The sequence below is a fragment of the Ruegeria arenilitoris genome (assembly GCF_013030265.1).
GTDB classification, from domain to species: domain Bacteria; phylum Pseudomonadota; class Alphaproteobacteria; order Rhodobacterales; family Rhodobacteraceae; genus Ruegeria; species Ruegeria arenilitoris_E.
Map to the genome: position 1 here is coordinate 1 of NZ_WPZQ01000005.1, position 23,903 is coordinate 23,903.

15 protein-coding genes are annotated in these 23,903 nt (G+C 53.1%); 6 read left to right on the plus strand and 9 right to left on the minus strand.

Features of this window, described 5'->3' with window-relative positions:
• Positions 1-2,558: type I restriction endonuclease subunit R (locus GOX61_RS09755; protein WP_170333257.1), on the plus strand; the 2,558-nt coding region annotated here is incomplete at its 5' end.
• Between the two features lie 50 nt (positions 2,559-2,608).
• On the opposite strand, the gene GOX61_RS09760 is transcribed toward GOX61_RS09755, so the two are convergent.
• From GOX61_RS09760 to GOX61_RS09785, 6 genes are all read right to left on the minus strand, one after another.
• On the minus strand, positions 2,609-3,268 hold the full coding sequence (locus GOX61_RS09760; RefSeq protein ID WP_170333259.1) for a hypothetical protein: 660 nt from the start codon (positions 3,266-3,268) through the stop codon (positions 2,609-2,611).
• A 1,014-nt stretch (positions 3,269-4,282) separates the two neighbouring features.
• Positions 4,283-5,692 (minus strand): CBASS cGAMP synthase, encoded by a 1,410-nt coding sequence (locus GOX61_RS09765; protein WP_367646955.1) that lies wholly within the window; start codon positions 5,690-5,692, stop codon positions 4,283-4,285.
• On the minus strand, positions 5,643-6,653 hold the full coding sequence (locus GOX61_RS09770) for a CBASS cGAMP-activated phospholipase (RefSeq protein WP_170333261.1): 1,011 nt from the start codon (positions 6,651-6,653) through the stop codon (positions 5,643-5,645). Before GOX61_RS09770 ends, GOX61_RS09765 begins: the two co-directional genes overlap by 50 nt.
• Positions 6,654-7,311: 658 nt before the next feature.
• Complete coding sequence (locus GOX61_RS09775) at positions 7,312-8,208, minus strand: EamA family transporter (RefSeq protein WP_170333262.1); 897 nt, start codon at positions 8,206-8,208, stop codon at positions 7,312-7,314.
• A 58-nt stretch (positions 8,209-8,266) separates the two neighbouring features.
• The gene (gene wrbA, locus GOX61_RS09780) at positions 8,267-8,890 is read right to left on the minus strand and encodes an NAD(P)H:quinone oxidoreductase (RefSeq protein ID WP_170333264.1); all 624 of its coding nucleotides are present in this window, start codon (positions 8,888-8,890) and stop codon (positions 8,267-8,269) included.
• 106 nt (positions 8,891-8,996) lie between these two features.
• The gene (locus GOX61_RS09785) at positions 8,997-9,866 is read right to left on the minus strand and encodes a LysR family transcriptional regulator (protein ID WP_254436820.1); all 870 of its coding nucleotides are present in this window, start codon (positions 9,864-9,866) and stop codon (positions 8,997-8,999) included.
• An 863-nt stretch (positions 9,867-10,729) separates the two neighbouring features.
• Between GOX61_RS09785 and GOX61_RS09790 the strand changes: the two genes are divergently transcribed.
• On the plus strand, positions 10,730-15,829 hold the full coding sequence (locus GOX61_RS09790) for a RecQ family ATP-dependent DNA helicase (protein ID WP_367646956.1): 5,100 nt from the start codon (positions 10,730-10,732) through the stop codon (positions 15,827-15,829).
• Between the two features lie 239 nt (positions 15,830-16,068).
• Here GOX61_RS09790 and GOX61_RS09795 read toward each other — a convergent pair whose 3' ends face one another.
• Positions 16,069-16,470 (minus strand): XRE family transcriptional regulator, encoded by a 402-nt coding sequence (locus GOX61_RS09795; protein WP_170333268.1) that lies wholly within the window; start codon positions 16,468-16,470, stop codon positions 16,069-16,071.
• Positions 16,471-16,609: 139 nt separating this feature from the next.
• Complete coding sequence (locus GOX61_RS09800) at positions 16,610-17,065, minus strand: Lrp/AsnC family transcriptional regulator (RefSeq protein WP_170333269.1); 456 nt, start codon at positions 17,063-17,065, stop codon at positions 16,610-16,612.
• A gap of 115 nt (positions 17,066-17,180) precedes the next feature.
• Between GOX61_RS09800 and GOX61_RS09805 the strand changes: the two genes are divergently transcribed.
• The 3 genes from GOX61_RS09805 (at position 17,181) to GOX61_RS09815 (ending at position 21,177) form a co-directional block, all read left to right on the plus strand.
• Positions 17,181-18,380: a methionine gamma-lyase gene (locus GOX61_RS09805; protein ID WP_170333270.1), complete on the plus strand. Its 1,200-nt coding sequence runs from the start codon at positions 17,181-17,183 to the stop codon at positions 18,378-18,380.
• Between the two features lie 14 nt (positions 18,381-18,394).
• Positions 18,395-20,767 (plus strand): 1-deoxy-D-xylulose-5-phosphate synthase N-terminal domain-containing protein, encoded by a 2,373-nt coding sequence (locus tag GOX61_RS09810; protein ID WP_170333271.1) that lies wholly within the window; start codon positions 18,395-18,397, stop codon positions 20,765-20,767.
• Between the two features lie 152 nt (positions 20,768-20,919).
• The gene (locus GOX61_RS09815; RefSeq protein ID WP_170333272.1) at positions 20,920-21,177 is read left to right on the plus strand and encodes a DUF1330 domain-containing protein; all 258 of its coding nucleotides are present in this window, start codon (positions 20,920-20,922) and stop codon (positions 21,175-21,177) included.
• 14 nt (positions 21,178-21,191) lie between these two features.
• On the opposite strand, the gene GOX61_RS09820 is transcribed toward GOX61_RS09815, so the two are convergent.
• Positions 21,192-21,752, minus strand: a complete 561-nt coding sequence (locus GOX61_RS09820) for a CHAP domain-containing protein (protein WP_254436821.1) — start codon at positions 21,750-21,752, stop codon at positions 21,192-21,194.
• A 577-nt stretch (positions 21,753-22,329) separates the two neighbouring features.
• On the opposite strand from GOX61_RS09820, the gene GOX61_RS09825 reads away from it, so the two are divergent.
• The gene (locus GOX61_RS09825) at positions 22,330-23,886 is read left to right on the plus strand and encodes a trimethylamine methyltransferase family protein (protein WP_170333273.1); all 1,557 of its coding nucleotides are present in this window, start codon (positions 22,330-22,332) and stop codon (positions 23,884-23,886) included.
• Positions 23,887-23,903: the final 17 nt, after the last annotated feature.

Here is a 23,903-nt window from a genome sequence, read left to right on the forward strand (position 1 = left end):
CACGCGTCGGTCAGCAGCAAGCGAAGCTGTATGCCGATTGTCTCGAAAAAATGTATGGCACCAGACCTGTAATTTTTTGCACGAACGGATACGAGCACTGGATATGGGATGACCAGACGTATCCACCCCGCCCGATTTCGGGGTTCCTGAAGAAAGACGAATTGGTTCTACTTCATCAACGTCGGTCTTCTCGGAAAGTGCTTGATGACGTGTCCGTGGATGAAGACATCGCTGGGCGTTTTTATCAGCAGCGCGCTATTCGCCGGGTCGGGGAAGCCTTTGAACGAGACAAACAGCGCAAGGCACTATTGGTCATGGCGACTGGATCAGGAAAAACCAGAACTGTCGTCGCACTGATTGACCAGCTCATGCGTGCCAATTGGGTGCGTCGTGTTCTGTTCCTGGCGGATCGGGTTGCTCTTGTTAGACAGGCCCATGGCGCCTTCAAGACACATTTGTCCTCGGCGCCAAGTGCGAACCTATTGGAGCGCCATGACGCCACAAACAACGACCATTCCGGCGCGCGTGTTTTGTTGTCTACTTACCCAACGATGATGGGGATGATCGACGAGACCAAGGAAGGTGAAAAACGCTTTGGTCCCGGCCACTTCGATCTGATTGTCATCGACGAAGCCCACCGGTCTGTCTATCGAAAATACCGGGCGATTTTTGAATACTTCGACGCAATGTTGATTGGTTTGACCGCAACGCCGCGCGATGAGATTGACAGGGATACTTATTCGCTGTTCCAACTCGAAAAAGGTGTTCCCACAGACGCATACGATCTGGAAGACGCGGTTCGGGATGGGTTTCTCGTGCCGCCTAAAACCATTTCCGTTCCACTCAAGTTTCAGCGAGATGGTATATCCTATGACGACCTCTCCGAGGAAGAAAAAGAAGAGTGGGATGCGTTGGAATGGGATGAGGAAGGTTCCACGCCTGACCGGGTTGAGTCGGGCGACCTCAACAAGTGGCTGTTTAACAAGGATACTGTCGACAAGGTTCTAGAACACTTGATGGCTAACGGGATCAAGGTGGCGGGCGGCGACCGACTAGGAAAGACTATTATCTTCGCTAAGAACAGTCGGCACGCCCAGTTCATCACTGAACGTTTTGATGCCAACTATCCTCACCTCAAAGGAGAATTTGCTCGGCTTATCGACTATTCCGTTAGCTATGCTGGCTCGTTGATCGACGATTTCTCTGAATCAGAAAAATCACCACATATCGCTGTGTCGGTGGACATGCTGGACACTGGAATCGACGTTCCGGAGGTGGTGAACCTCGTCTTTTTCAAGGTAGTGAGGTCCAAAACTAAATTCTGGCAGATGGTGGGGCGTGGCACGCGACTATGTCCTGATCTTTTTGGTTCCGGAGAGGACAAACAAGAATTCCTGATCTTCGATTTCTGCCAAAACCTGGAGTTCTTCAAAGAAAATCCGGAAGCTTTAGATGGTGCCGTTGCAAAGCCCATCGGAGAACGATTGTTCTCGACCAGGGTGTCTCTCATTAGTGCATTGCAGGAAGGTGAAGAGGGTCATTACAAACTGACCCAGGCAATCAAAACGCGATTGATCGACGAAGTTTCGGGTATGAACCTCGAAAACTTTTTGGTTAGGCAGAACCGTAGGCCCGTCGAAAAGTTTCAAAAGTCTGAGAACTGGGAACATCTTGATCTCGACGCGCAGCTTGATCTTACAGAGCGAGTTGCCGGGCTTCCAACATCCTTCAAGGATGACAATCTGCCAGCCAAGCAATTCGACCTCCTGTTATTGAATGCGCAACTCTGTCTTCTCGACGGTGAGGCTGCATTTTCAGCTCTGCAACAACGGATCCAAAAGGTAGCTTCATCACTTGAGACACTTTCGAATGTGCCCGTGGTAGCTAAGGAAATGGAGCTCATTCTTGAACTTCAAGATGGAGCATTTTGGGAAGATGTGACGTTGGAGATGCTTGAGAGCGTGCGTCTCAAATTACGAGGATTGGTGGAACTTATCAAACCAACGGAACGCAAAGTTGTAGTGACAGATTTCGAGGACGAAATCGGACATGGCAGCGCGATCAACCTGCCAGATGTCGGCTCCGGCGTCGACAAAGGACGCTTTAACATAAAGGTCCGGAGGTTTTTAGAAGACCATTCTGACCACATCACTATCCTGAAACTAAAACGGGCAGAACAACTGACCGAACAGGATCTTCGTGAACTTGAACGAATGTTCCTTTCCGAAGGCGTCGCGGATGAGAAAACTTTGAATGAAGTAGCCCAAGAACATGGGTTTGGGATCTTTTTAAGGTCGCTGATTGGAATGGAACGCTCTGCTGCCAAAGCAGCCTTCAACGAGTTTATCGGCGAAGCAAACCCGACTGCGAACCAGATGGAGTTTCTCAATCTGATTATCGACCACCTTACTGAAGCCGGGTTCGTCGAACCCAAACGGTTTTATGAAAGTCCATATACAGATTTCGACGATCAAGGAATTTCCGGCGTGTTTCCCGCCGAACAAACCAAGCGCATTATCCAGATCGTAAAACGGCTAAATGCTTCAGCTGCGGCTTAACACTCTCTTTTCCCAGTCGCCATTGAAGCAATTGTCTATCACACTTGCTGTCATACCCGCTCTAGTGACTTGAGCATGCGGTCGACATTCTGAGCTGTCCACTTGCCTCCTCTGGTGGTTCGAATACCTCGCGCATTGGCTTCGTCTGCAACATTTTGATTAACCGCCGAGACTTCTCTCCGAAGTAATTCGTTTTTTACGGCTTGGAGCTGTTTTGCAACCGCGATTGATTTGCCCTTCCGGGAATTTAACGATGCTGCTCGAGCGTTAGCTGTATCACCTGCCCGCTCTTGCTGAGCCGGCAAATTCGATTTCTCAGCATGCAGGATAAGGTTGTGAATTTCACCAGTTGAGAAATTTGATAGGGTTTTCTTGTGCTTCACCGAGTATAGACTCGAGCCAAAAACCTGCAGTTCTTCAAGCAGGCGTTCTCGGTCTCCCATTTTTGCTATACGAAACAACCGAGACAAATCATCGAGTCGCACTTTTACGCCATCAACGTCATTCAAACTGGCCAGGACTTTCTCAAGTCGTGGTAGTGAATGAAGACCCTCAACGCTACGAGCATAGTCGAACACAACCTCGGCTTTGATGCGCGGATTCAGAGATGCAATTCGATCGATAAGTGCCAATTGGGCTTTGGCCGCAGGGTGACTTTTGATCGGCCCGGTGGGGCGATTTCCGTAAGTGAGCAGAACGTAGAATATCATGCTGGCTCCTAATTTTCACGTTTGTGTAGGCCTTCACAAACGTGAAAAGTGTGTTGTGGTGCAGGAACTGACTACACGCGACTTGATCTGGAAGAAACCACTCTGCAATCACTTGATATCCGGAAGCTCCGATTTCCCTTAAGCTCCCAAAGCCGTCTCTCTACTAATATGTAAATCTCTTACTTAATATATACATCTAAAGTAGGGCAAAGCTCCTCTTTCCTGCTCAAGATCAAGGCTGTTCCGGACAAAAAGATTGAATCTGCTTTGGAGGTAGGAACTCAAGCGAGCGATCCGGGCATCGGTTACTAATTAGCATGTGAGCATAAATACCTTTCCAGATCATTTCTACTGACCTGACACTGCTCTAACGTGAGTTTGCGCACGCTGAACGCTTTACGACTGCTATAATTAGCACCAGGCTGGCTGGGGCGATCACTGGCAGCATTTAACGCAGTTTTCGATACGCGACAGCGCTCAAATCAAAACGCGCGCCCTGAGCGCTCTCATCGCTTGGTTGTTCGATCAACATTCCACCATGGCTACAGGAGGTTTGGAACACCCGGACGCGGAGTCGCCAGAATACATCCCATTCATCATTTGTAGGGATACCTAGAACTTGGATTACGACCGGATCCGACGAGCGAGCTCAAACGAAACTTATAGCCATTCCTCACGGAATTGCGCGAATGGCAGATTTTCGACAGAAAACCACTTATCAGGCGGACTCAGCTGTTGCTGATCGCCACTTTATTGAACCTGAATTGTCCTTTCCGTTTACTCTTTGGCCGACCAAAACAAAGCCAAAAACTAAGGTTGATCCTATCAACTGCGTGAGGCTCGCTCCAGTTTGGCGACAGCGCTTGTATGGTGTAGAGCAAGCGGTCCTTGCCACGAACCACTTTCACCTTGGCCTCGAAGCCTGTTATGTCCGGATCCTAAGAAAAGGCCACGATTTTGGAAGTCGCGGTCATTTCGTTTTGGATGGGGCACGTGCAAAAGCGAACTTTGCGATCAACGAAGCGATGTCCAAGCCGGCCGACCTCCGCGCGTCCTCCTCATATACTGTGCATTGTTTACAATCACTGGCACACGCCTGATCGAAATCAGGTTTCCATGCAACACAACCATACAATCCATAAAGTGTCGCCCATTGTAAGCTGTGTTTTCCTCGGCGTAAGGACCCGCCTGAGATGTATGACCAAGGTCATTTGTCCGAGATGCTTCTTCTCCCGAATTTCTAACTATCCACTGAAAAATAGCCTCTCGCGGGAAGCGATCTAAGTTCATCAAAGTAAACTTCAGTTTGGTTTTCTTTGGAACAGGACCGACGGTATTGATGCTGGTCGATCTGTTGCCATTGGGCAGGGAGATATCAACTAAGATTTCTGGTTGCGGATACAATACCGGCAGCGACCTGTCCGACTTTACTAGAACCTCATCTTCAGGAAGTGGGAAGAAATGCCCAAATGCTTCCTGCCACAAAAAAGCTCCTGCCAAAGACGTCTCGGCGGCATTGGCGCGTTGGGCAACGGTCTGAAAATCTCTCAAGCGTTGGATTAGGACGCCCATTTGATCGTCGGAAAGACGAGATAAGTCTTCACTTGAATCGACCGGATTTAGAACTCTTGAGTTCGCCTCGAGGCGCGCGATGATAACTTCAATGCAGGCTTGGAGTGCATCGTCATCTTCCCACTTTGAATTGATCCTTGAAGAAATGCAGGCATCGGCTACGAGAACCGTCAGCAAAACTGATGATGGGCGGCCAGTTTCGCCATGGTATCTAAGAATTGACCACGCTTTCATATAACGGATCAGCCGGCGAACGACTGCGCGGTCATCATCAAGAAATTTGTCCCGGAACCAAATGTAGATAGCCTTTGGGTCGCTTTTTACCCATCCGTCTTCAGAAGCCAGCGTTCGATCATCATTAGGTTCATCAAGATGATAGACTGGCACATCTATGTGGAAGTCACCGTTGAACCGAATTCTGTTGCAGTTCTTCTTCGGAGGCTCGACCGATACGACATCATGATCTGTCTCCTTCCCATAGACCTCGAGCGACGTCTGACAGGCCGCCTTGAGATCATCGGGGCCGTAGTCTCCTGCAGACGCCAAACCCGACCATTTAAAGTAGAGGCCCAAATCGATATCGAACTCTTCCCCCATGAACAACGGACGGACTTGAGTTCGAAATTTGTAAGACCCCTGAAGCCAGGATCGCATCGAAAGTCCCGTTTCGTCTGAGAGTCGGTCTACGAGGAAATCACGCAAGTCGTTCCAGCGTTCTTGCTGCAACGTCATCTGCTCTTCTGTGGGTGTGATCCGTTTGTTTAGAGATTCCTCATCGGCAACCCTATTGTGAAAGAGAGTGCTACATTGACCCATTGATATCTCCAAAAAAACCTGCTGCAGGGGCATCATGGTGTAGGAACTCTATGACGGCATCCATGGCTCGAGCTTCCTTGCCAGTTTGTTCACCAAGTGCCATCAGAGTGCTGATGGCGTGAGGCGTGGCAGCATCCAGCGCGAGGTCAGCATTCTGCTCTGGCGATTGTTCTTCATCCAGCCGCAGATATCGCTCCTGCAGCCGATGGCTTATCATGAACTCGACCGATTTTTGCTGAGAGGCCATCATTGCCTTGATCAACCGTTGACCCTTCATCCATTGTATCGGACCGAAGTTGCGGCCGGTCTTGTGAGAGAATGAGAACTTTGAGGTGGTGGTCCCTATACTGAGCATATGGATCAGAGATACATCTTGGTGGAGAAAGTGTTCGGCCTCGTGAAGTGCTAAAATGTCCGGAGCGTTGGCAAACAGTCCTCCATCCGCGTGAAGAGCGCCATTCAACTCAGACATCGGCAGGAAAGTTGGAGCCGCAGATGTAGCTAAAGCGACATCAACCACACGCAACCGAGCGTCATATGTTATGTTTTCTTTGTGTGGGGTCTTGAATACTCGCGGGGCCCCAGTCGACAGATTCACTGCTGGGATGATGACACGGTGTGAAAGATCCCCGAGTTTCATATCTTTGTGCGGCAGCAGTTCCTCGATCGTTTCTCGCAGCGCATCGCTCGTATATTTAGCGATTCTTCCGTATTTCCAGAGATACTTCGCCATCCCCAATTTGCTTGTCATTTCCGGGCGATCAGGAAAAATGAGCGGGCCACGCTCTTTGAACGCTGATAAAATTTTGCTGGCCTCGACCTCTGCCGCGAGGCCGAGCGCTATAATGCCCCCGACGGACGTCCCGGCCAGAAGTTCCGAAGATCTTGCAATAGGTTTACCACCTGTAAGCTCTTCCAGAAGCGAAAGGACCTTGGCTGAATAGAGGCCCAAGTAGCCACCACCGCTTAACGAGAGAATGTTGAATCTCGCAGACATCAATTTTCCTCAAACTATACATTGATTTGATATGCTTAAGCGACGAACTCCGCAACCAAAGATTGTCTTAGTTTCTTGTTTTAGGTGCTCCAAAATAATGGGCTTGCTCAGCGAAAATCTCTAGTGCCCGCTGGATCTTTCGAACCGCGCGCCGAGGTTGGTCCCCATATTAAGCTGAAGGAGGTAGACCAATTAATTCGATCAGATATGTCTAAGGCTACAATGTGCAATTCTGCGGACATTAATCTTCAACTTGCAGCAAGTGCTTCACCACCCCATTCTAGGTAGCTTGGTGTCTGTGGAGGAGTTTCGGCGTCATCTGTTATAGACGAATATAAGTGGGGAGCCGAAAAGCAGCACTCCTCTTTAAGATCACCTATCGAATTCCGTCACGCACCTATCTTAAGTTTGTTCGCCCTAGGATTTCCAATTCAACCTTAATAGCCAATCGTCGACACACTAACTCAGGGAATGCTATAGCCTATGGGAGGTTTCGATTATCCAAACGCAGTGGCGCCAGAACCCATCCCCTTAATCATGCGTAAGGAAACCTAGGACTTCGATATTGTAAGGATCTGGCAAACGGGTCTGAGCGAGTCGCTGAGCCATTCCTCGCCCGCTTGCGTGATTGGGCCTATTGTTTGCGACTCAGCACCCATTAGACAGATCCGGCTGTTGCTGATCTCCATTTTTTCAAACCCAAATAGTCCCTTCGGCTCACGCTCTGGCCAACCACAACAGAACCAATAACTATGGCTGCTCCTATAGACTGAGTGATGCTAAGCGTTTGTCCCAGGTATACCCAGCCGAGCGCGACGGCAGTCAAAGGACTCATCATGCCAAGCATCGAAACTGCACTAGGTTCAAGGCGCGCTATCCCACGAAACCAAAGAGCATAGGTTGCTGCGGCACCAATCAAGCCAAGCCAAATCAGGCCGGCGACATTTGTCGCGCTGAGCGCAGGTAGAGGCGGCTCAAGAAACTGAGCGACTGGCAGCAGTATCAAACCACCGGCTGTTAATTGCCACGCAGTGAAACTAAGCGCCGAGACCGGAGGTTGCCATTTCCGACTGAGAACAGTGCCAGCAGCCATTGACGCGGCTCCTCCCAAACCCGCTGCTATACCGATCCAATCAAGTTGTGCTTCTGGTCCGATCAGCAGCAGAGACACACCCATTACGCCAGTCGCGGCGGCGGCGAGAGCACCGAGTCGGATTGGGGTTCCCAGCCATCCCCACGCCATCAAAATCACGATCATCGCTTGCAACGATCCTAGGGTGGCGGCCACACCACCGGGCAACCTATACGCAGCAACGAAGAGGAGCACCCAGAACAGAGCGAAATTGAGGCTGCCTAAGACGAAAGTTCGACCGAGCCATTCGCGTGGTGGAACGCAACGCGTCACTGCAAGCAACAACAACCCAGCAGGCAGAGCTCGTAACGCAGCCAGGGTAATCGGGTAGCCAGCCGGGAGCGCTTCGGTAGTTACCAGATAAGTGCTTCCCCATACCGCTGGGGCGAGTGAAGTGAGAAGAATATCGGTTGATCGTGACATTTTATGTCTCCCGGCTGAGGCGTTTCAGAATTTGAGTGAGACTTCAGAGGCGCGCGGGTTAAGCTGCTTCCGCTTGCAGGTTTGATCCAGCGAGGCACGCTGCAATCCTTGCAACATGAGCGCCCTGGAACCGCGCTCCGGCTAGGTCAGTTTCGGTAGGCTTGCGGGAACCATCAGCACCGGCGATCGTTCCGGCACCATACGGTGCGCCGCCAATGATTTCTTCTGATGTAGTCTGGCCAGCAAATGTGTAGGGCATTCCGGCAATCAGCATCCCAAAGTGTTGAAGTGGGACTTGCGTTGTCAGAAGGGTGGCCTCGTGCCCGCCATGTTGCGAACCTGTTGATGCAAAGACCGCCCCGACCTTACCAACCAGTGCATTCCTGGCCCAAAGCCCTCCCGCCTGGTCAAGGAAGGACTTCATTTGGCCAGCCATCATGCCAAATCGGGTTGGTGTTCCAATGATGATTGCATCATAGTTTTCCAGATCGGTCGGCAAGGCGGCAGGTGTATCATCTACGACATAGCCAGCCTGCTGACGGGCCTCTTCAGGGACGGTTTCGGGCACACGCCGAACGTCAACTTCAGTGCCGGGAACACTTCTGGCGCCTTTAGCTTCGGCATCGGCCAATGTGCGGACGTGGCCATAGCTTGAATAGTAGAGAACGAGAATACGTGACATAGGATACCTCTCAGGGCTGTGACTTGTTCCCTGAGAGAATGGAATTTGTTGCGCCGCCAATTAAGGCACGCTCTTTGACATCACTCTTTACCTGTATTGAATAATGTCAGGACCTGAGAGCCAGGCGCAGATGATCAAGAAAGGCTGTAACCTTGGCGTCCATTCCCAAGCGAGATGCTGTAACGGCGAATACTTCTGGCGCGGGCAATTCGTGGTCAGGAAGAACTCTCACCAAAGCCCCGCTAGCTTCAGGAGCATCAGAAACGAACTCAGGCAGGGTTCCAATACCTTGCCCCGCTATCAGCAGATCGCGCAAAACGAGGCTATTGCCAACCCGCACGCGCGGATCAAGCTCTAATGCTGTGACACCGTTGGCGGCCGAGAGCTTCCAGCTCGTCAAATGATCAGCAAGCAAAAAGCCGATGATCGCGTGGTTTTGCAGATCCGCCGGCTGGGTCGGCGTCCCACATCGCTCCAAATAGTCAGGAGACGCAAAAATCCGCTGTCGCATCACGCCGATCCGTCGCGCAACAAGGGCCGAATCCGGCATCGCGGCTCGGATTCGTATCGACAGATCGAACCCGCCCTCGACCATATCGATCACCTTGTCGTCCATCGAAAGAGTAAATCGCAGATCTGGATAGGTTTTCAAGAACTCTGGAAGCATCGGTGCGATAACGGTTTGGCCGAAGGAACTTGACGCATTCACCCGAAGGTGCCCACGCACCGCTTTTGAACCTTCCCTGATGGTCTGTTCCGTTTTTTCGACCGCGTCGAGAATTCCAATTGCATCTTGGTAATAAAGACTGCCGGTGTCAGTTAGTGACATGGATCGGGTCGTTCTGGTGAGCAGGACGGTTCCCAGACTTTCTTCCAGAAGCTTGATTTCTCTGCTGAGAAGCGCGGGAGAAACACCAAGGTCCTCCGCCGCACGGGCAAAACTACCGCGTTCAACGATACGGCGAAAAGCTTGCATCACTGACAGTTTGTCCAAGTTATCACCCTTCGAAAAAGCTGCTTTTGATGTGTTACGCGATAGATCGGGTCTACGACATGCCCAAACTCACATTCTTTCAGGTCGAGCTGATCCGTTCAATTCTGTTTGCGGAGCATCCACCACACCTGTGAACTTGAGCTCGGGAAAAGTTTTCGGTTCTGAGAGCTCCTCCCGACAATCTCCCGTCACCAGCCTCCCTATTAAATTACCAGCTTTTAGGACGGACCTAGCACTACTTTGCATATCTAGGCACAGTCAGCCTCTATACGGTGCAGCTCACTTTTCACGACTAATCCCCACTATTAGCAATCGTCGGATTCTACTCTCCGGAGTAGCTCTATACACTGCCTGGCATAGACCTGTGCTTTCGCTCTCAATGTGGTTCTCTCTCAGGAGCGTTGTGAGCAGGCCTGAGTTACGTCCGTTCTCTTATGTGTGTCTGGGTCGTCTGGCCTGTGTTTTGTCGCTGTGCGCGCTTTTCTGGCCTGTCTTCGGATATGTGTTTTCCGAGAACCGTTGTTTTTATGGGTTGGTCTGATTCAAAGGTTTACATTTCTCCGGAAAAATCCCGATTTCGGTCCGGATCTGTCAACTTAATGTAAACTTAGTGTAAACCTTTGGCCTGATTTTGGGGTGTTTTTGAGGTCGAAAGGTTTACATCCGTCGATCTCGCGAGGGGCTGATGTAAACCTTTGTCAACCTTATGCAACCATTGAGGAGTGCGGGGAATCCACATTGCGAAGAGCAATTTGAAACGCACCTTCTCTTTTGTCTGTAATCCGGTAGCTATCAAGGAGACACTAAAAGAGAAAATTTGGCGAGCAATGATAACGAACGGTCAGGTGGACATTTCGCGCTTTCTTGAGCGCTGTGTATCGATTGACCTGGAAGTGGATCCTAAATCCGCTCGGATATTCGCATTGGCTGCCACAACGAACGATGACTCCCGACCGGCTCTAGTTGAAAAAAGCAGCTCCGCCTCAGCACTGTCGCAACTCGACACATATTGTAAAGGTTTCGACAGTGTCATCGGCCACAACATCTTGCACCACGACCTGCCCCACCTGGCCGCTGCTGCGCCCCGCTTTACCGCCTTGGCAGAGGCACCAATCGACACGCTCTGGCTCAATCCTTTGGCCTTCCCGCGCAACCCCTATCACCATTTAGTCAAACACTATCAAGACGGACGGTTGCAAACGGGTCATGTCAACGATCCCGAAAAGGATGCACGTCTGGTCTTCGAGGTTCTGCAAAACCAGATCGAGGCGTTCGCCAAGCTAAACACCACGACCCCAGATGCGCTGACAGCCTATCATTTCCTTGCCACACGCCCCCCACGCAGCGGAGGGTTTGACGCTCTTTTTACTGCTGTGCGAGGCACTAGCAGACCCAATAAACAAGAAGCTTTTGACGCCGTTCGCCGCCTTTTGGCTGGACAAGTCTGCTTGCATCGGCTCGAACAGACTCTTAGCCGGATGGAAAACCCGAACCTTGCCTGGCCTTTGGCCTATGCCTTGTCGTGGATTTCTGTTGCTGGCGGCGACAGCGTCATGCCTCCCTGGGTTCGCATGCAATTCCGCGAAGCTTCTCTGATTGTGCGTCACTTGCGAGAGGCTGCTTGTAACGATGACTCTTGCCAATGGTGTGTCGAACACAACGATCCTAAAAGGGCGCTAGATCGCTGGTTCGGCTTTCCGTCCTTCAGACCCGAACCCCTGGACGAATTCGGTCAACCGTTGCAGGAACGCATTGTGGCTGAGGCGATGGCAGGCAAAAGCGTTCTGGGCATCCTTCCAACCGGAACTGGCAAGTCAGTCTGCTATCAGATTCCAGCCCTTTCACGGTTCGACAAGACCGGTGCGCTAACCGTCGTTATCTCACCGTTAGTCGCACTCATGGCCGATCAGGTGCAGGGCCTGGCGAGAGCCGGTATATCTTCCGCCGTCACGATCAACGGCCTTCTGTCGCTGCCTGAACGTCACGACGCTCTGGACAAAGTGCGCATGGGTGATGCTGCGATCTTGATGATTTCACCCGAACAGCTTCGCAACAAGTCAGTTCGCAGCGCTCTGGCACAACGCGAAATTGGCCTTTGGGTGCTAGACGAAGCACATTGCATCTCAAAATGGGGCCATGATTTCAGGCCCGACTACCGCTACGTCAGCCGGTTCATCAAAGAAAACTCCGGCGACGCCCCCGCTCCGATACTTTGCCTTACCGCCACTGCCAAACCCGAGGTAGTGCGCGATATAAGAGAGCATTTCAAAACACGACTGGATCAGGATCTGATCCTGCTGGACGGTGGTGCCTCGCGCACGAATCTTTCTTTTTCGGTGCGTGAAACCCAGCGTGCGACGAAACTCGCAGATATATTGAACGCGATCGAGCAGGGCTTGCCCGCCTCTGGCGTCTCCGGAGCCGTGGTTTATTGCGCGACCCGAGGTGCGACAGAACGCGTAGCCGAATTCCTAAAACAGCAGGGTGTCAGCGCCGAACGTTTCCACGCTGGCCTACCTCCCGAAGAAAAGCACGAGATCCAGGAGCAATTCCGGACTGGCGAATTGCGCGTGATTGCTGCGACCAACGCCTTTGGCATGGGCATCGACAAACCTGACATCCGCCTCGTAGTCCACGGCGACGTGCCAGGCTCGTTGGAGAATTACTTACAAGAGGCAGGACGCGCGGGACGCGACCGCGACCCCGCTAGCTGCGTGTTATTGTTCAACACCGAGGATGTTGAACGCCAGTTCAGCCTTTCGGCCCGTTCCCGCCTCGCGCGGCATGAAATAGGTGCCATCCTTAAAGCGCTGCGTCGCTTGGACATTCGCACTCGAGACGAAGGTAAGATCGTCGCCACTCCTGGCGAGATTGTGCGAGAGGAAAAGGACTTTGAATTTCTGCGCGATAACAACACTGAAGACACGCGCGTAAAAACAGCTATTGCTTGGCTCGAGGAGGCGAGCCTGTTGCGGCGTGAAGAAAACAGCGTGCAAGTCTTCCCCGCCTCTTTACTCGTGCGCGATGTGAATACCGCAGCCACGTTGTTGGAAAAGGCAGATATCTCGGGCGCTCGGCGCAAGCAACTGCTGGCGATAGTGCGCCATATCGTAAACACACCAGTGGGAGAAGGTGTTTCCACCGACGAATTAGCAGGAACTAGCGGGCTCTCCTCCGCTGAGTTGCGCAAGGCGCTGACCGATCTGGAGGCGATTGGAATTGCCAGCGACGACACCAATATAACCATTTTTGTGCACTATGGCGTGACCGACGCATCGCAAGCCCGGCTGGATCGGGCCGCGCGACTAGAAGAAGACCTAATCGCCGTGATGCGCGAAATGGCCCCAGATGCCGATCAGGCTGAACCGATTCCGTTCAACCTCTCCATTGCCTGTCAGGAGTTGCAACAGCGCGGCCATGGCGAGGTGCGTCCGTATCTGGTGGAGACCCTTCTGCGCGGTATGGCACAGGATGGACGTGATACGGAGGGAGGGCGTGGCAACCTTTCTCTGCGTAAATCAGTGCGCGGTAGCATCCTTGTGCGACTTCAACAGTCTTGGCGCTTTGTCGCTCAAACCGCCGAGTTGCGCCATCAGGGCGCACAACGCCTGCTGGCGCATCTTCTGACCCTCGTGCCGAAAGGCACACACGGCAAGGACATTCAGGTCGAGACCACTCTGGGAGCGATGCTGTCCACGATTACCGGCGACACGCTTTTGCGCACCAGCATCAAAGACCCAAACCGCTTAATGGACCGATCACTTTTGTGGATGCACGAACAGCAGGTGGCTACGCTGGGACGCGGACTGTCCATCTTTCGCCCTGCCATAACGGTGCATCTTGGCTCCAAAGGAGGTGGTTTCACCGTCCAGCATTTCGCACCACTCGAGGAACACTATGACGAACAAACCATCCAAACCCATGTGATGGCAGCCTACGCGGAAAAAGGACTGGAAAACATTGAGACAGCGCAGCGCTTGTCCGACGACTATTTCGTGCTGGAGCAAGACGCCTTCATGCGCCGATGGATGCCGGGGCGCGGGACCGAATTCCGGCGTCAGGCCACTGGCGCCACCTATAAGGCAATTGTCGACAACCTTGGCAATCCGGTGCAGCAAAAAATTGTGCGTGACAACCGGGAACAAACCAACGTCCTTGTGCTGGCAGGACCAGGCTCGGGCAAAACACGAGTCTTGGTTCATCGCATCGCTTATCTGCTGCGCATCAAACGCGAGGATCCCCGCGGTATCCTCGTGCTGGCCTACAACCGTCACGCAGCCGCTGAAATACGTGAACGCCTTCGCCGGTTAGTTGGAGATGACTCAACCTTAGTAACCGTCTCAACGGTGCATTCACTGGCTATGCGCCTGGTCGGAGCTAGTTTCGCGGGCATTCAAACAGCCGACATCCCCGATTTCAAAGGTCTATTGCAAAAGGCTGCGGCATTGCTTCGGGGCGACGGTCTAAGCAAGCAAGAGGCCGAAGCGCTGCGTGAAACACTGATACAGGGGTATCGCTGGATTTTAGTTGATGAATATCAGGATATCGGTCCAGATGAATACGCGCTGATCGCTGCTGTGGCAGGGAGAACTCTGGATGATCCCGATCTGCGACTCAGTCTCTTTGCCGTGGGTGATGACGACCAGAACATTTATGCCTTCTCCGGTGCATCGATCCGCTACATCCGCCAGTTTGAACAGGACTACGCAGCAAAACCGGTTTTCTTAACCGAGAACTACCGCTCTACCGGTCATATCGTCGCCACCGCCAATGCCGTGATCGCCGGGGCAGCCGCGCGTATGAAACTTGGCCATGATATTGCCGTAGATCAGGCCCGGACGAAGGCTGACGCCGGTGGATCTCTGGCCAAATTGGATCCAGTAGCACAGGGCCGTGTGCAGATCCTTGAGTGCCCCGCTGGTAATGAAGAGCAAGCTATGGCCGCACTAGACGAGTTGATCCGCCTCTCTCGTCTCGACCCCGATTGGACATGGTCGCACGCCGCGATTATCTCGCGCGATTGGCGAAAGCTGATACCGGTGCGCGATTTTGCCGAAAACCTCGGAATACCGGTTGAAATGGCTAACGAAAACATACCTAGCCTATGGCGGATGCGCGAGATGCAGACGTTTGTCAAAGCCCTACGCGAGACACCCTCAAAGCTTTACTCGATCAATCAGTTGACCGAAGTGCTGAACACACTTTCGCATTCGCGCTGGACCGATCGTATTGGTGAAGGACTGGGCCTACTGGCACGCGAGGTTGGGTCGCGCAGCCTGCCCGTCCCAGACATAGTCGAATGGTTCGCGGAATGGTCCCGTGATAGCTGGGATGAACAAAGAGGGTTAAAGCTGCTGACGGCCCACCGCGCAAAAGGCCTGGAATTTGACGATGTAGTTATACTCGATGGCGGGTGGGAGCGGCCCTCGCGGTCCGAAGATCAGGACGCACCCCGTCGACTGTTCTATGTCGCTATGACACGTGCCCGCCGCAGCCTTGTAGTAATGAGCAACGACAACCATGAATACCTACCAACAGGAGCACCGTCAGTTCTCACCCGTAGCGTGACGCCTGACATGAACGCGTTGCCTGGTCCCCGTCGCTTTTTTCAGGCGGCTGAGGCGCGGATGGTTGATCTTTCCTATGCTGGACGCCTGCATCCAGGCCATTCTTCTCTGAGTGCTGTTAATGCGGCACGCGTCGGCGATGCAGCGTTATTGGTAAAGGACGGCGACCGCTGGTTGCTACACAACGAAAAAGGGCAAGTGCTGAGCCGCATGTCCAAATCCTTCGAACCACCGCCAAATACCAGGTTTGATCGGGGTGAAGTCGCCGCTATCCTTACATGGCGAAAGGAAGACTCAGGTGAAGCCTTCCAGCACACTCTCCGCCGCGATGCATGGGAGGTGGTTTTGCCGGAGCTCGTTTTCGTGTCCGTCAACTAGGACATCACCAACAGTTTTCATGCATCCAGAGGGATCCAACGAAGCTCAGCACTTCAATCATTCCTCACCGCCGTCATGCTATGGATTTTCATCGAGCCGCCTGAGGCCGCATAGACGCCGGAGTAACTGCACCCGGTGCAAAGTAATGCCGGGATCACTTTCATTGCTAACATCCCGCAGGAAGCGCAGCCAGGCGCGTTCGTTAGGAGTCAAATCGCCAGTCTTATCACACATGGTTTTTATCTCCCGAAGATCGCGTTGATCGCAGCCTGGGACCTGCTCGTCAGCCTTGGATCGGTATTATTGGAAGCCTCACGGATCGCTTGCAGCCAGCCAACTTCATTTTCCGTGACTGGCTCCCCGAATACCTCCACGACTGCTTCAGCTGCCGTCCGACCAATCGCCTGCTCCAGAGCGAGCTGCATCACGAAAGCAGGGTCCGCCTCAAGCGCAACCGCCAGCGCCGGGACGCGATCGAGCGCCACTTTGGAGCTACCCTGCTTGATCATCGTGATCATGTTCTGGTTCACATAGCCGGCCAGGGCGGCAATCTCAGCCTGGCTCTTGGTCGGTTTCAATTCGAGCACCCTGCGCTCGACGTATTTTGCCAACCTTGTTTTTTCGTGTGGTTTCTTGGTCATCGCTATCCTCTCAGAAGTGATGCAGCAAGCGCTGCATGTCTTTGATATAGCGACGGTGAGAATGGGAAATTGCGGAGGGAAAAATCAATCAAATAAAATGTTTAGCCGATTGGCAACAACTCATTCTAACTGGGTCCATCTATCCGGGCGGAAAAATTGCGGTCTTTTTTACCGTTCCATAGACAAAGCTGGTATCGATCGAGGCTATCCCACCGATAGGATGAATTCGGTGACGAATAAATTCCTCGTAGGCCTCGAGATCCGATACCAAAACCCGCAATTGGTAGTCCATTGCCCCGGTCAGCACGTGGCATTCAAGAACTTCATCGATCATCCGAACGCGCTTTTCGAAGTTCTGGACGTCCGTTTCATTGTGTCGCTCCAACCTGATACGCACGAAGACGGTAATGGCCATCCCATACGCGGCAGCGTCAACCTCGGCGCTGTATCCCTTTATCACTCCGTTGGCTTCTAGGTTTTTGACCCGACGCAAACACGGCGAGGGAGACAAGTTCACTTCGTTGGCAAGATCCTGGTTCGTGATGCGCCCGTCTCTCTGCAGCGCTCGAATGATCTGCCTGTCCTTAGCGTCCATTTTACCCTCTTGTTTGGCAGAATATGCCAATTGTACCAATTAGATTGATATATTTCGCAACCAATAGCCCAAAGTAAAGGCGCAAACTGGCTCCAACATGTATCAGGAGCTTGCAATGACTCGTTCAACCGGATTTGCCACCCGCGCCATTCACCACGCTTACAACCCTTTGGAAAATGACGGCGCGTTGACGCCACCGCTGCACTTGACGTCCACGTTTACCTTTGAAACGGCAGAGGCTGGTGGAGAGATGTTTGCGGGCGAGCGTGAAGGTCATATCTACAGCCGTATTTCAAACCCCACCTGCGACCTTCTTGAACAACGCATTGCCGTGCTTGAGGGGGCCGAGGCTGGGCTAGCTCTCTCAAGCGGCATGGGGGCGATCACAGCAGTGCTCTGGACCCTGCTGTCGCCAGGTGACGAAGTTATCGTGGACAAAACGCTCTATGGCTGCACCTTCGCCTTCATGCGTCACGGTTTGGCGAAATGGGGGGTCACCATCACACATGTCGACATGACAGACCCCGAGAACCTAAAAGCGGCCGTTTCTGACAAAACCCGCGTTGTCTATTTCGAAACTCCGGCCAATCCGAATATGCGATTGGTGGACATCGCCGCCAGCGCCGAAATTGCGCACTCGGTCGGTGCAACGGTCGTCGTCGATAACACTTATGCCAGCCCCTATCTGACCCGTCCGATCGAGCACGGCGCAGATATCGTTCTACACTCCGCTACCAAGTATCTCGGCGGGCATGGAGACGTGGTTGCAGGCTTGGTTGTCGGAACCGCTGAACAGATTGCTGAGATCCGCCTAGTTGGAATGAAAGACATGACAGGCGCGGTAATGGCGCCTTTCAACGCGATGCTAATCCTACGTGGTCTGAAAACACTGAACCTTCGTCTGGACCGTCATTGTGACTCTGCCAAGGTCGTCGCAGACTTCCTCGAAGCGCATCCTGCCGTCGACGAGGTTTATTTCCCCGGTCTTGAGAGTTTCGCTCAGCACGATGTAGCGCAACGACAAATGTCCCAACCCGGCGCTATGATTGCATTTGAAATCAAGTCTGGCCTGTCTGGTGGGATTGAATTCATGAACCGCCTGCACATGATCCAGCGTGCGGTGTCCTTGGGCGACGCGGAAACACTGATCCAACACCCGGCATCCATGACTCATTCGACATATACGCCGGAAGAGCGGGCGGAGCATGGGATCAGCGATGGCCTGATCCGTCTGTCCGTCGGGCTGGAGGATGTCGAAGATATCCTTGCAGACCTAGAGCAAGCTTTGCCCTACCCTGCCCGCAGCGCCGCCTGAACCCGGAGACCACCATGCACATTGATCCCACCCAACTAAAGATCGTCGAACAGCGCCTGTTGTGGTTGTCTCATTGGATGATCCACCATGCCAATCATGTCCGACCAAAGGTGGATGGGATCAAAATTGGTGGCCATCAGGCTTCGTCTGCTTCGATGGTATCGATCATGACCGCGCTCTATTTCTCGGCCTTACGCCCTGAGGACCGGGTTGCAGTAAAACCGCATGCCTCGCCGGTGTTTCATGCGATACAGTATCTCATGGGTAATCAGACCCGCGAGAAGATGGAGAATTTCCGCGGATTTGGCGGTGTGCAAAGTTATCCCAGCCGGACCAAGGACATTGACGATGTTGATTTCTCGACCGGGTCTGTGGGTTTAGGTGTCGCGATCACCTCGTTTGCCTCTATCATTCAAGACTACATCAAGGCCAAAAGCTGGGGTTCAGACGCCCCGATGGGGCGTATGGTAGCCCTGGTAGGCGATGCCGAACTCGATGAAGGCAACGTCTATGAGGCATTACAAGAAGGCTGGAAAAACGACCTGCGCAACACGTGGTGGATCATCGATTACAACCGGCAGTCTCTGGACGGTATCGTCCGGGAAGGACTGTTTGAACGGATCGAGAAAATCTTCGATGCTTTCAGTTGGGATGTCGTTCGTGTGAAATATGGTGTCTTGCAACGCGCTGCCTTCGACGAGCCCGGCGGCGACCGACTGCGTGATTGGATAGACGCTTGCCCCAACCAGGATTACTCCGCATTGACTTTCATGGGTGGTGCGAATTGGCGACAGCGCCTCATGGACGATCTGGGGGATCAGGGGGATGTGACCGCTCTGATCGAACGGCGCACGGATGCAGAGCTCGCGGCCCTTATGGAAAACCTGGGCGGCAACTGCGTCGAGACCATGGCCCAGACATTTGCCGCCATCGATCATGATCGCCCAACATGTTTCCTGGCCTACACAGTCAAAGGATGGGGCACTCCCATTGCAGGCCACAAGGACAATCACGGCGGGCTGATGAATAATAACCAGTTCGCCGCGTGGCAGTCGCATATGGGAGTGCCGAAGGGCGAAGAATGGGAACCGCTAGCGACAGTGCGGAAACCAGACAAGCTCAGGGATTTCCTTGCAAATACACCTTTCTTTGCCAAAGGTCCGCGCCGCTATTTTGATGACAAGTTGGATGTGCCTCCAATCGGGATCGACACCAGCCGCGAAATCTCGACACAGATGGCGTTTGGCAAGATTCTTGACGATCTGTCAAAAGGCGACAGCCCATTGGCCGAACGCTTAGTGACGACCTCCCCAGATGTGACAGGCACGACAAGCCTTGGTCCTTGGGTGAACAGGCGCAAGCTATTTGCTCGATCCGAACAATCCGACGCCTTTATAGAACACCGGATCCCTTCGACGGCGAAATGGGAATTCACGCCGGAAGGGCAGCATATCGAACTTGGTATCGCCGAAATGAATCTCATGTTGCTTCTGGGAGCGGCGGGTCTGTCGCATTCGCTGTTCGGTAAGCGACTGATCCCAATTGGCACCGTCTATGATCCATTTGTCAGCCGCGGCCTCGATGCACTGAATTACGCCTGTTATCAGGACGCGCGCTTCATGCTGATTGGTACACCATCGGGCGTCACACTCGCACCTGAAGGTGGAGCACACCAGTCCGTTGGAACACCGCTCATCGGTATGAGCCAGGACGGGTTGGCCGCTTTTGAACCCGCCTTTGCCGACGAGCTAGCGGTGATTATGGAATGGGCCTTCGATTACCTGCAGCGCGATGGCGAAGGGCAACCGGATGAGCGCACATGGCTGCGCGATGAAACCGGTGGGTCTGTCTACCTGCGCCTGACGACCAACCCGATTGAACAGCCTGGAAAGCGTGTCGACGATGAGTTCCGCCAAGGCGCCATCGATGGGGCCTATTGGTTACGAAAACCCGGGCCCAATTGCGAAGTTGTGATCGCCTATCAAGGAGCAGTCGCGCCGGAGGCAATCAAGGCCGCCGGTATGATTGGTGAAGGCCGTCGCGACGTAGGTGTATTGGCCGTGACATCCGCAGATCGCCTGAATGCCGGATGGACCGCCGCGCAACGAGCGCGTTCTCGCGGCAACCAAGCGGCACGCTCTCACATCGAAACCCTGATGTCCGACCTTCCGCCACACTGCAAGCTCGTCACCGTTATCGATGGTCATCCTGCAACTCTATCCTGGCTCGGGGCAGTGCTTGGACATCAGACTATCCCAATGGGTGTCGAGCATTTTGGTCAGACCGGAACGATCGGCGATCTATATCGCCACCACTGCATTGACGCAGACGCAATCCTGGAAAAAGTGAATGGCCTGACTCATGGCAGGGCGCTTCACCGTGCATAAGTGGGTTGAGGCTGGGTAATAGTGTAGAGAACAAGCTAGCACTGAACATACTGTACGCTCCAGTTCTGTGACTGGATGAGAATCGGCTGAGTTGACACCCTTCCTTAACTTGAGCGAACCATCCCGGTTGCCCCTTGTGCAAGAAATCGAAAATGAGCGACTACTTGATCGCAGAAATCAAAGTTACAGATGATAGCTGGGTTACGGAAATTGCGGCCAACGTCCAAAATCTGGTTGAGAAGCACGGCGGCAGCTATCTTTCACGCAGCGGAAACACTGAGACCCTCGAAGGTGATATAAAAGACTGTACGTTGATCGCCATCCTTGAATGCCCATCCAGAACAGCTCTCGATAGCTTCCTTACCGAGCCACCCATGACGCATTCCTTGGGTTCGCGGTGGCTGCAATGAGAAGTTGATTTGGGCTACTCAGCAGCTTTCGGGTAGATGAACCCGTTCACCGGGTAGAGACTGCCATATTGACCTGGCTGGCTTTCGACCCGGACCAAAGTCCAATCATTGTTTTTGGATATATCCTTGACGCCCATCTTCAAAGACACCTTGTTGCGGTGCCAGTTGGCATGATTCACGATGACTTCCCGGTCAGTGACAATACTGGATACGACCGCCACATGGCCCAAAGGCATACCGCGGGTTGCCCGGAATGACATCACTGCACCGACAACCGGTTCATTGCCTCGCTGAAAGATATTGTGCGCCTTGCCCCACCAGTCCTTGGCGTTGCCGCGAATTTCGATGCCACTGAGATTTCGTGCGTAGGGCACACACCAAACTCTTTGCCCACGTGCCCGTTTTTTTGAAACCTCTTGCAGCGCCATTGCTTGGCGTTCCGGATCGAGATCCACGTCGTTAGGGTTCTTTGCGCAGGCAGAGACGAGAACAATAAATCCCAGCGCAATCGCAGCGCGGGTGGCGCCGGTCAGGCGCGGCCAAATCGTGTTGGTTTTGCTAATGCTGATCTGCAAGAGACTTAGTTGCCGGTTTGAGTGGTTAGGGTGTTTTACGGCGATTTATCGGATTATAAAAAGAGACCCGTCAATTCCCCGGCAGGAATTTGCCAGTTCACTATGTCGCATTTTTGCCACTAGCTGAGCCTGAATAGGCAAATAGCTTCAGCTTAAGTGCAAAGACATCGGTTACAGGTGAGCTCAATCAAGGTCTCTCTTTTTTGGATCATAGCACCCTGTGATTAGCGTTCTTGGACTGTCGACCTTGGTTCGCCCACACGAATTTGCGCGTTATCGCCATCCGTGGTGCCAGGCACAACAAACTCGACGAACAGACACAGGGTTTCTGCAAAATCTACTGCTTCGGGCCCACACCTACCGAATAGTGCAACCTGCACCAAACGCGGGTGGGCGCTGACATTGTCATGCAATTATGCCCGCGCCCGACCTAAAGGTTGTGCCGGTCGCCTGAGTTGGCTGCACATCAAAAATGTGGCGACAAATGTGTCGCGTCGGATTCTGCAAAATCATTTCGCATTCCTGCATGTGGAGAAACGATCACTCGAAAAAAATAGCGGCAAAGGAGATCACCAACATGACTACCTCTGCCACAGCCACAAGAGCCCGCGCCGGAGGGCGTTCAGCCCGTCGGGCACAGCGGACAGCACCAAAATTTGATATGCTTCCCGGCCTTAAGCACAACATCCAGAATTGCGAAGTCATGGATGCCGACCAAGTTGAACGCATTGATAACGCGTCAATGGACATCCTGGAAAACGTAGGAGTTCAGTTTCGTGACCCAATCGCACTGGAGGACTGGAAGAAGGCCGGTGCAAAGGTAGAGGGCGAACTCGTTTATCTGGATCGCCATCTCGTACGCGAACTGATTTCCACCATCCCGTCTGACTTTACCTACCACGCGCGCGACCCTCACAAAAATGTCCGCCTGGGTGGCAACCATTCGATCTTTGTCCCGATGACGGGGGCTCCATTCCTGCGAGATCTGGAGGACGTGCGCCGCAATCCGACGCTGGATGACCTTGCGATGTTTCACAAGCTGGCACACATGATGCCGGCGCTGCACAGTTCGGCCCATCATATTGTCGAGCCGTACGACCATCCGATCAGTCAGCGGCATCTGCGGATTACCTATTCGTCAATGAAGTATTCTGACAAAACGTTCATGGGCATGACGACCTCTCCCAAGAACGCCGAAGACGTGATGGAAATGTGCGCCATCCTGTTCGGTGAGGAGTTTTTGGATACCCATCCGGTTACCACCGGCAATTGCAACGGTAACTCGCCTCTGGTTTGGGATGAAACCATGCTGGGTGCGATGCGCGCGTTCTGTCGGCGCAATCAACCGGTTCTGTGCTCGCCCTTTGTGCTGGGTGGTGCCAACACGCCCGCATCAGTGCCCGCAACGGTGGCGCAATTGAATGCCGAGGCACTTTCTGCACTGGCCTATACGCAGGTTATTCGCAAAGGCGCACCCGCTATCTATGGTCATTATCTGTCGACAGTTTCGATGAAGTCGGGTGCTCCGATGGCAGGCACGCCCGAGATCAGCCTGATGAACTTCATGATCGGCCAAATGGCCCGGTACTATGAGGTTCCTTGGCGGACCTCGAACACACTTGGTGGTGCCAAGACGTTCGATGCGCAGGCTGGGTACGAGTCTGCCACTACGCTTCAAGCCGTCATTCATTCCGGTGCCAACTACATCTGGCATAGCGCTGGCTGGAACGAGGCTGGAATGCACTGCTCGGTCGCAAAATTCATCGTAGATGCTGAACAATGCGCAATGGCTTATCGCATGGCCGAAGGTCCCAAATGGCATGACTTTGATGAGGCTGTGTCGGCCGTTCCGGATGTAGGGCCAGGCGGACATTATCTGGGCCACCCTCATACACAACAAAACTTTCAGGATGCGTTCTTTATGCCGGAACTGTTCGACAACAACTCAATCGAACAGTGGGCTGCTGAAGGCGAAGTCGAGATTACCGAGCGGGCTTTGAAACGCGCCCGTAAACTGCTCGCTGAGTATGAAGAACCCAAATTGGACGAAGCAAAGAACGAAGCGCTGCTCGACTACATAGCGCGCAGAGAGCGTGAGATCCCCGCAGCAGACGAGTTGAACCAGACCTATTGAAGGACACGGTTTCTACC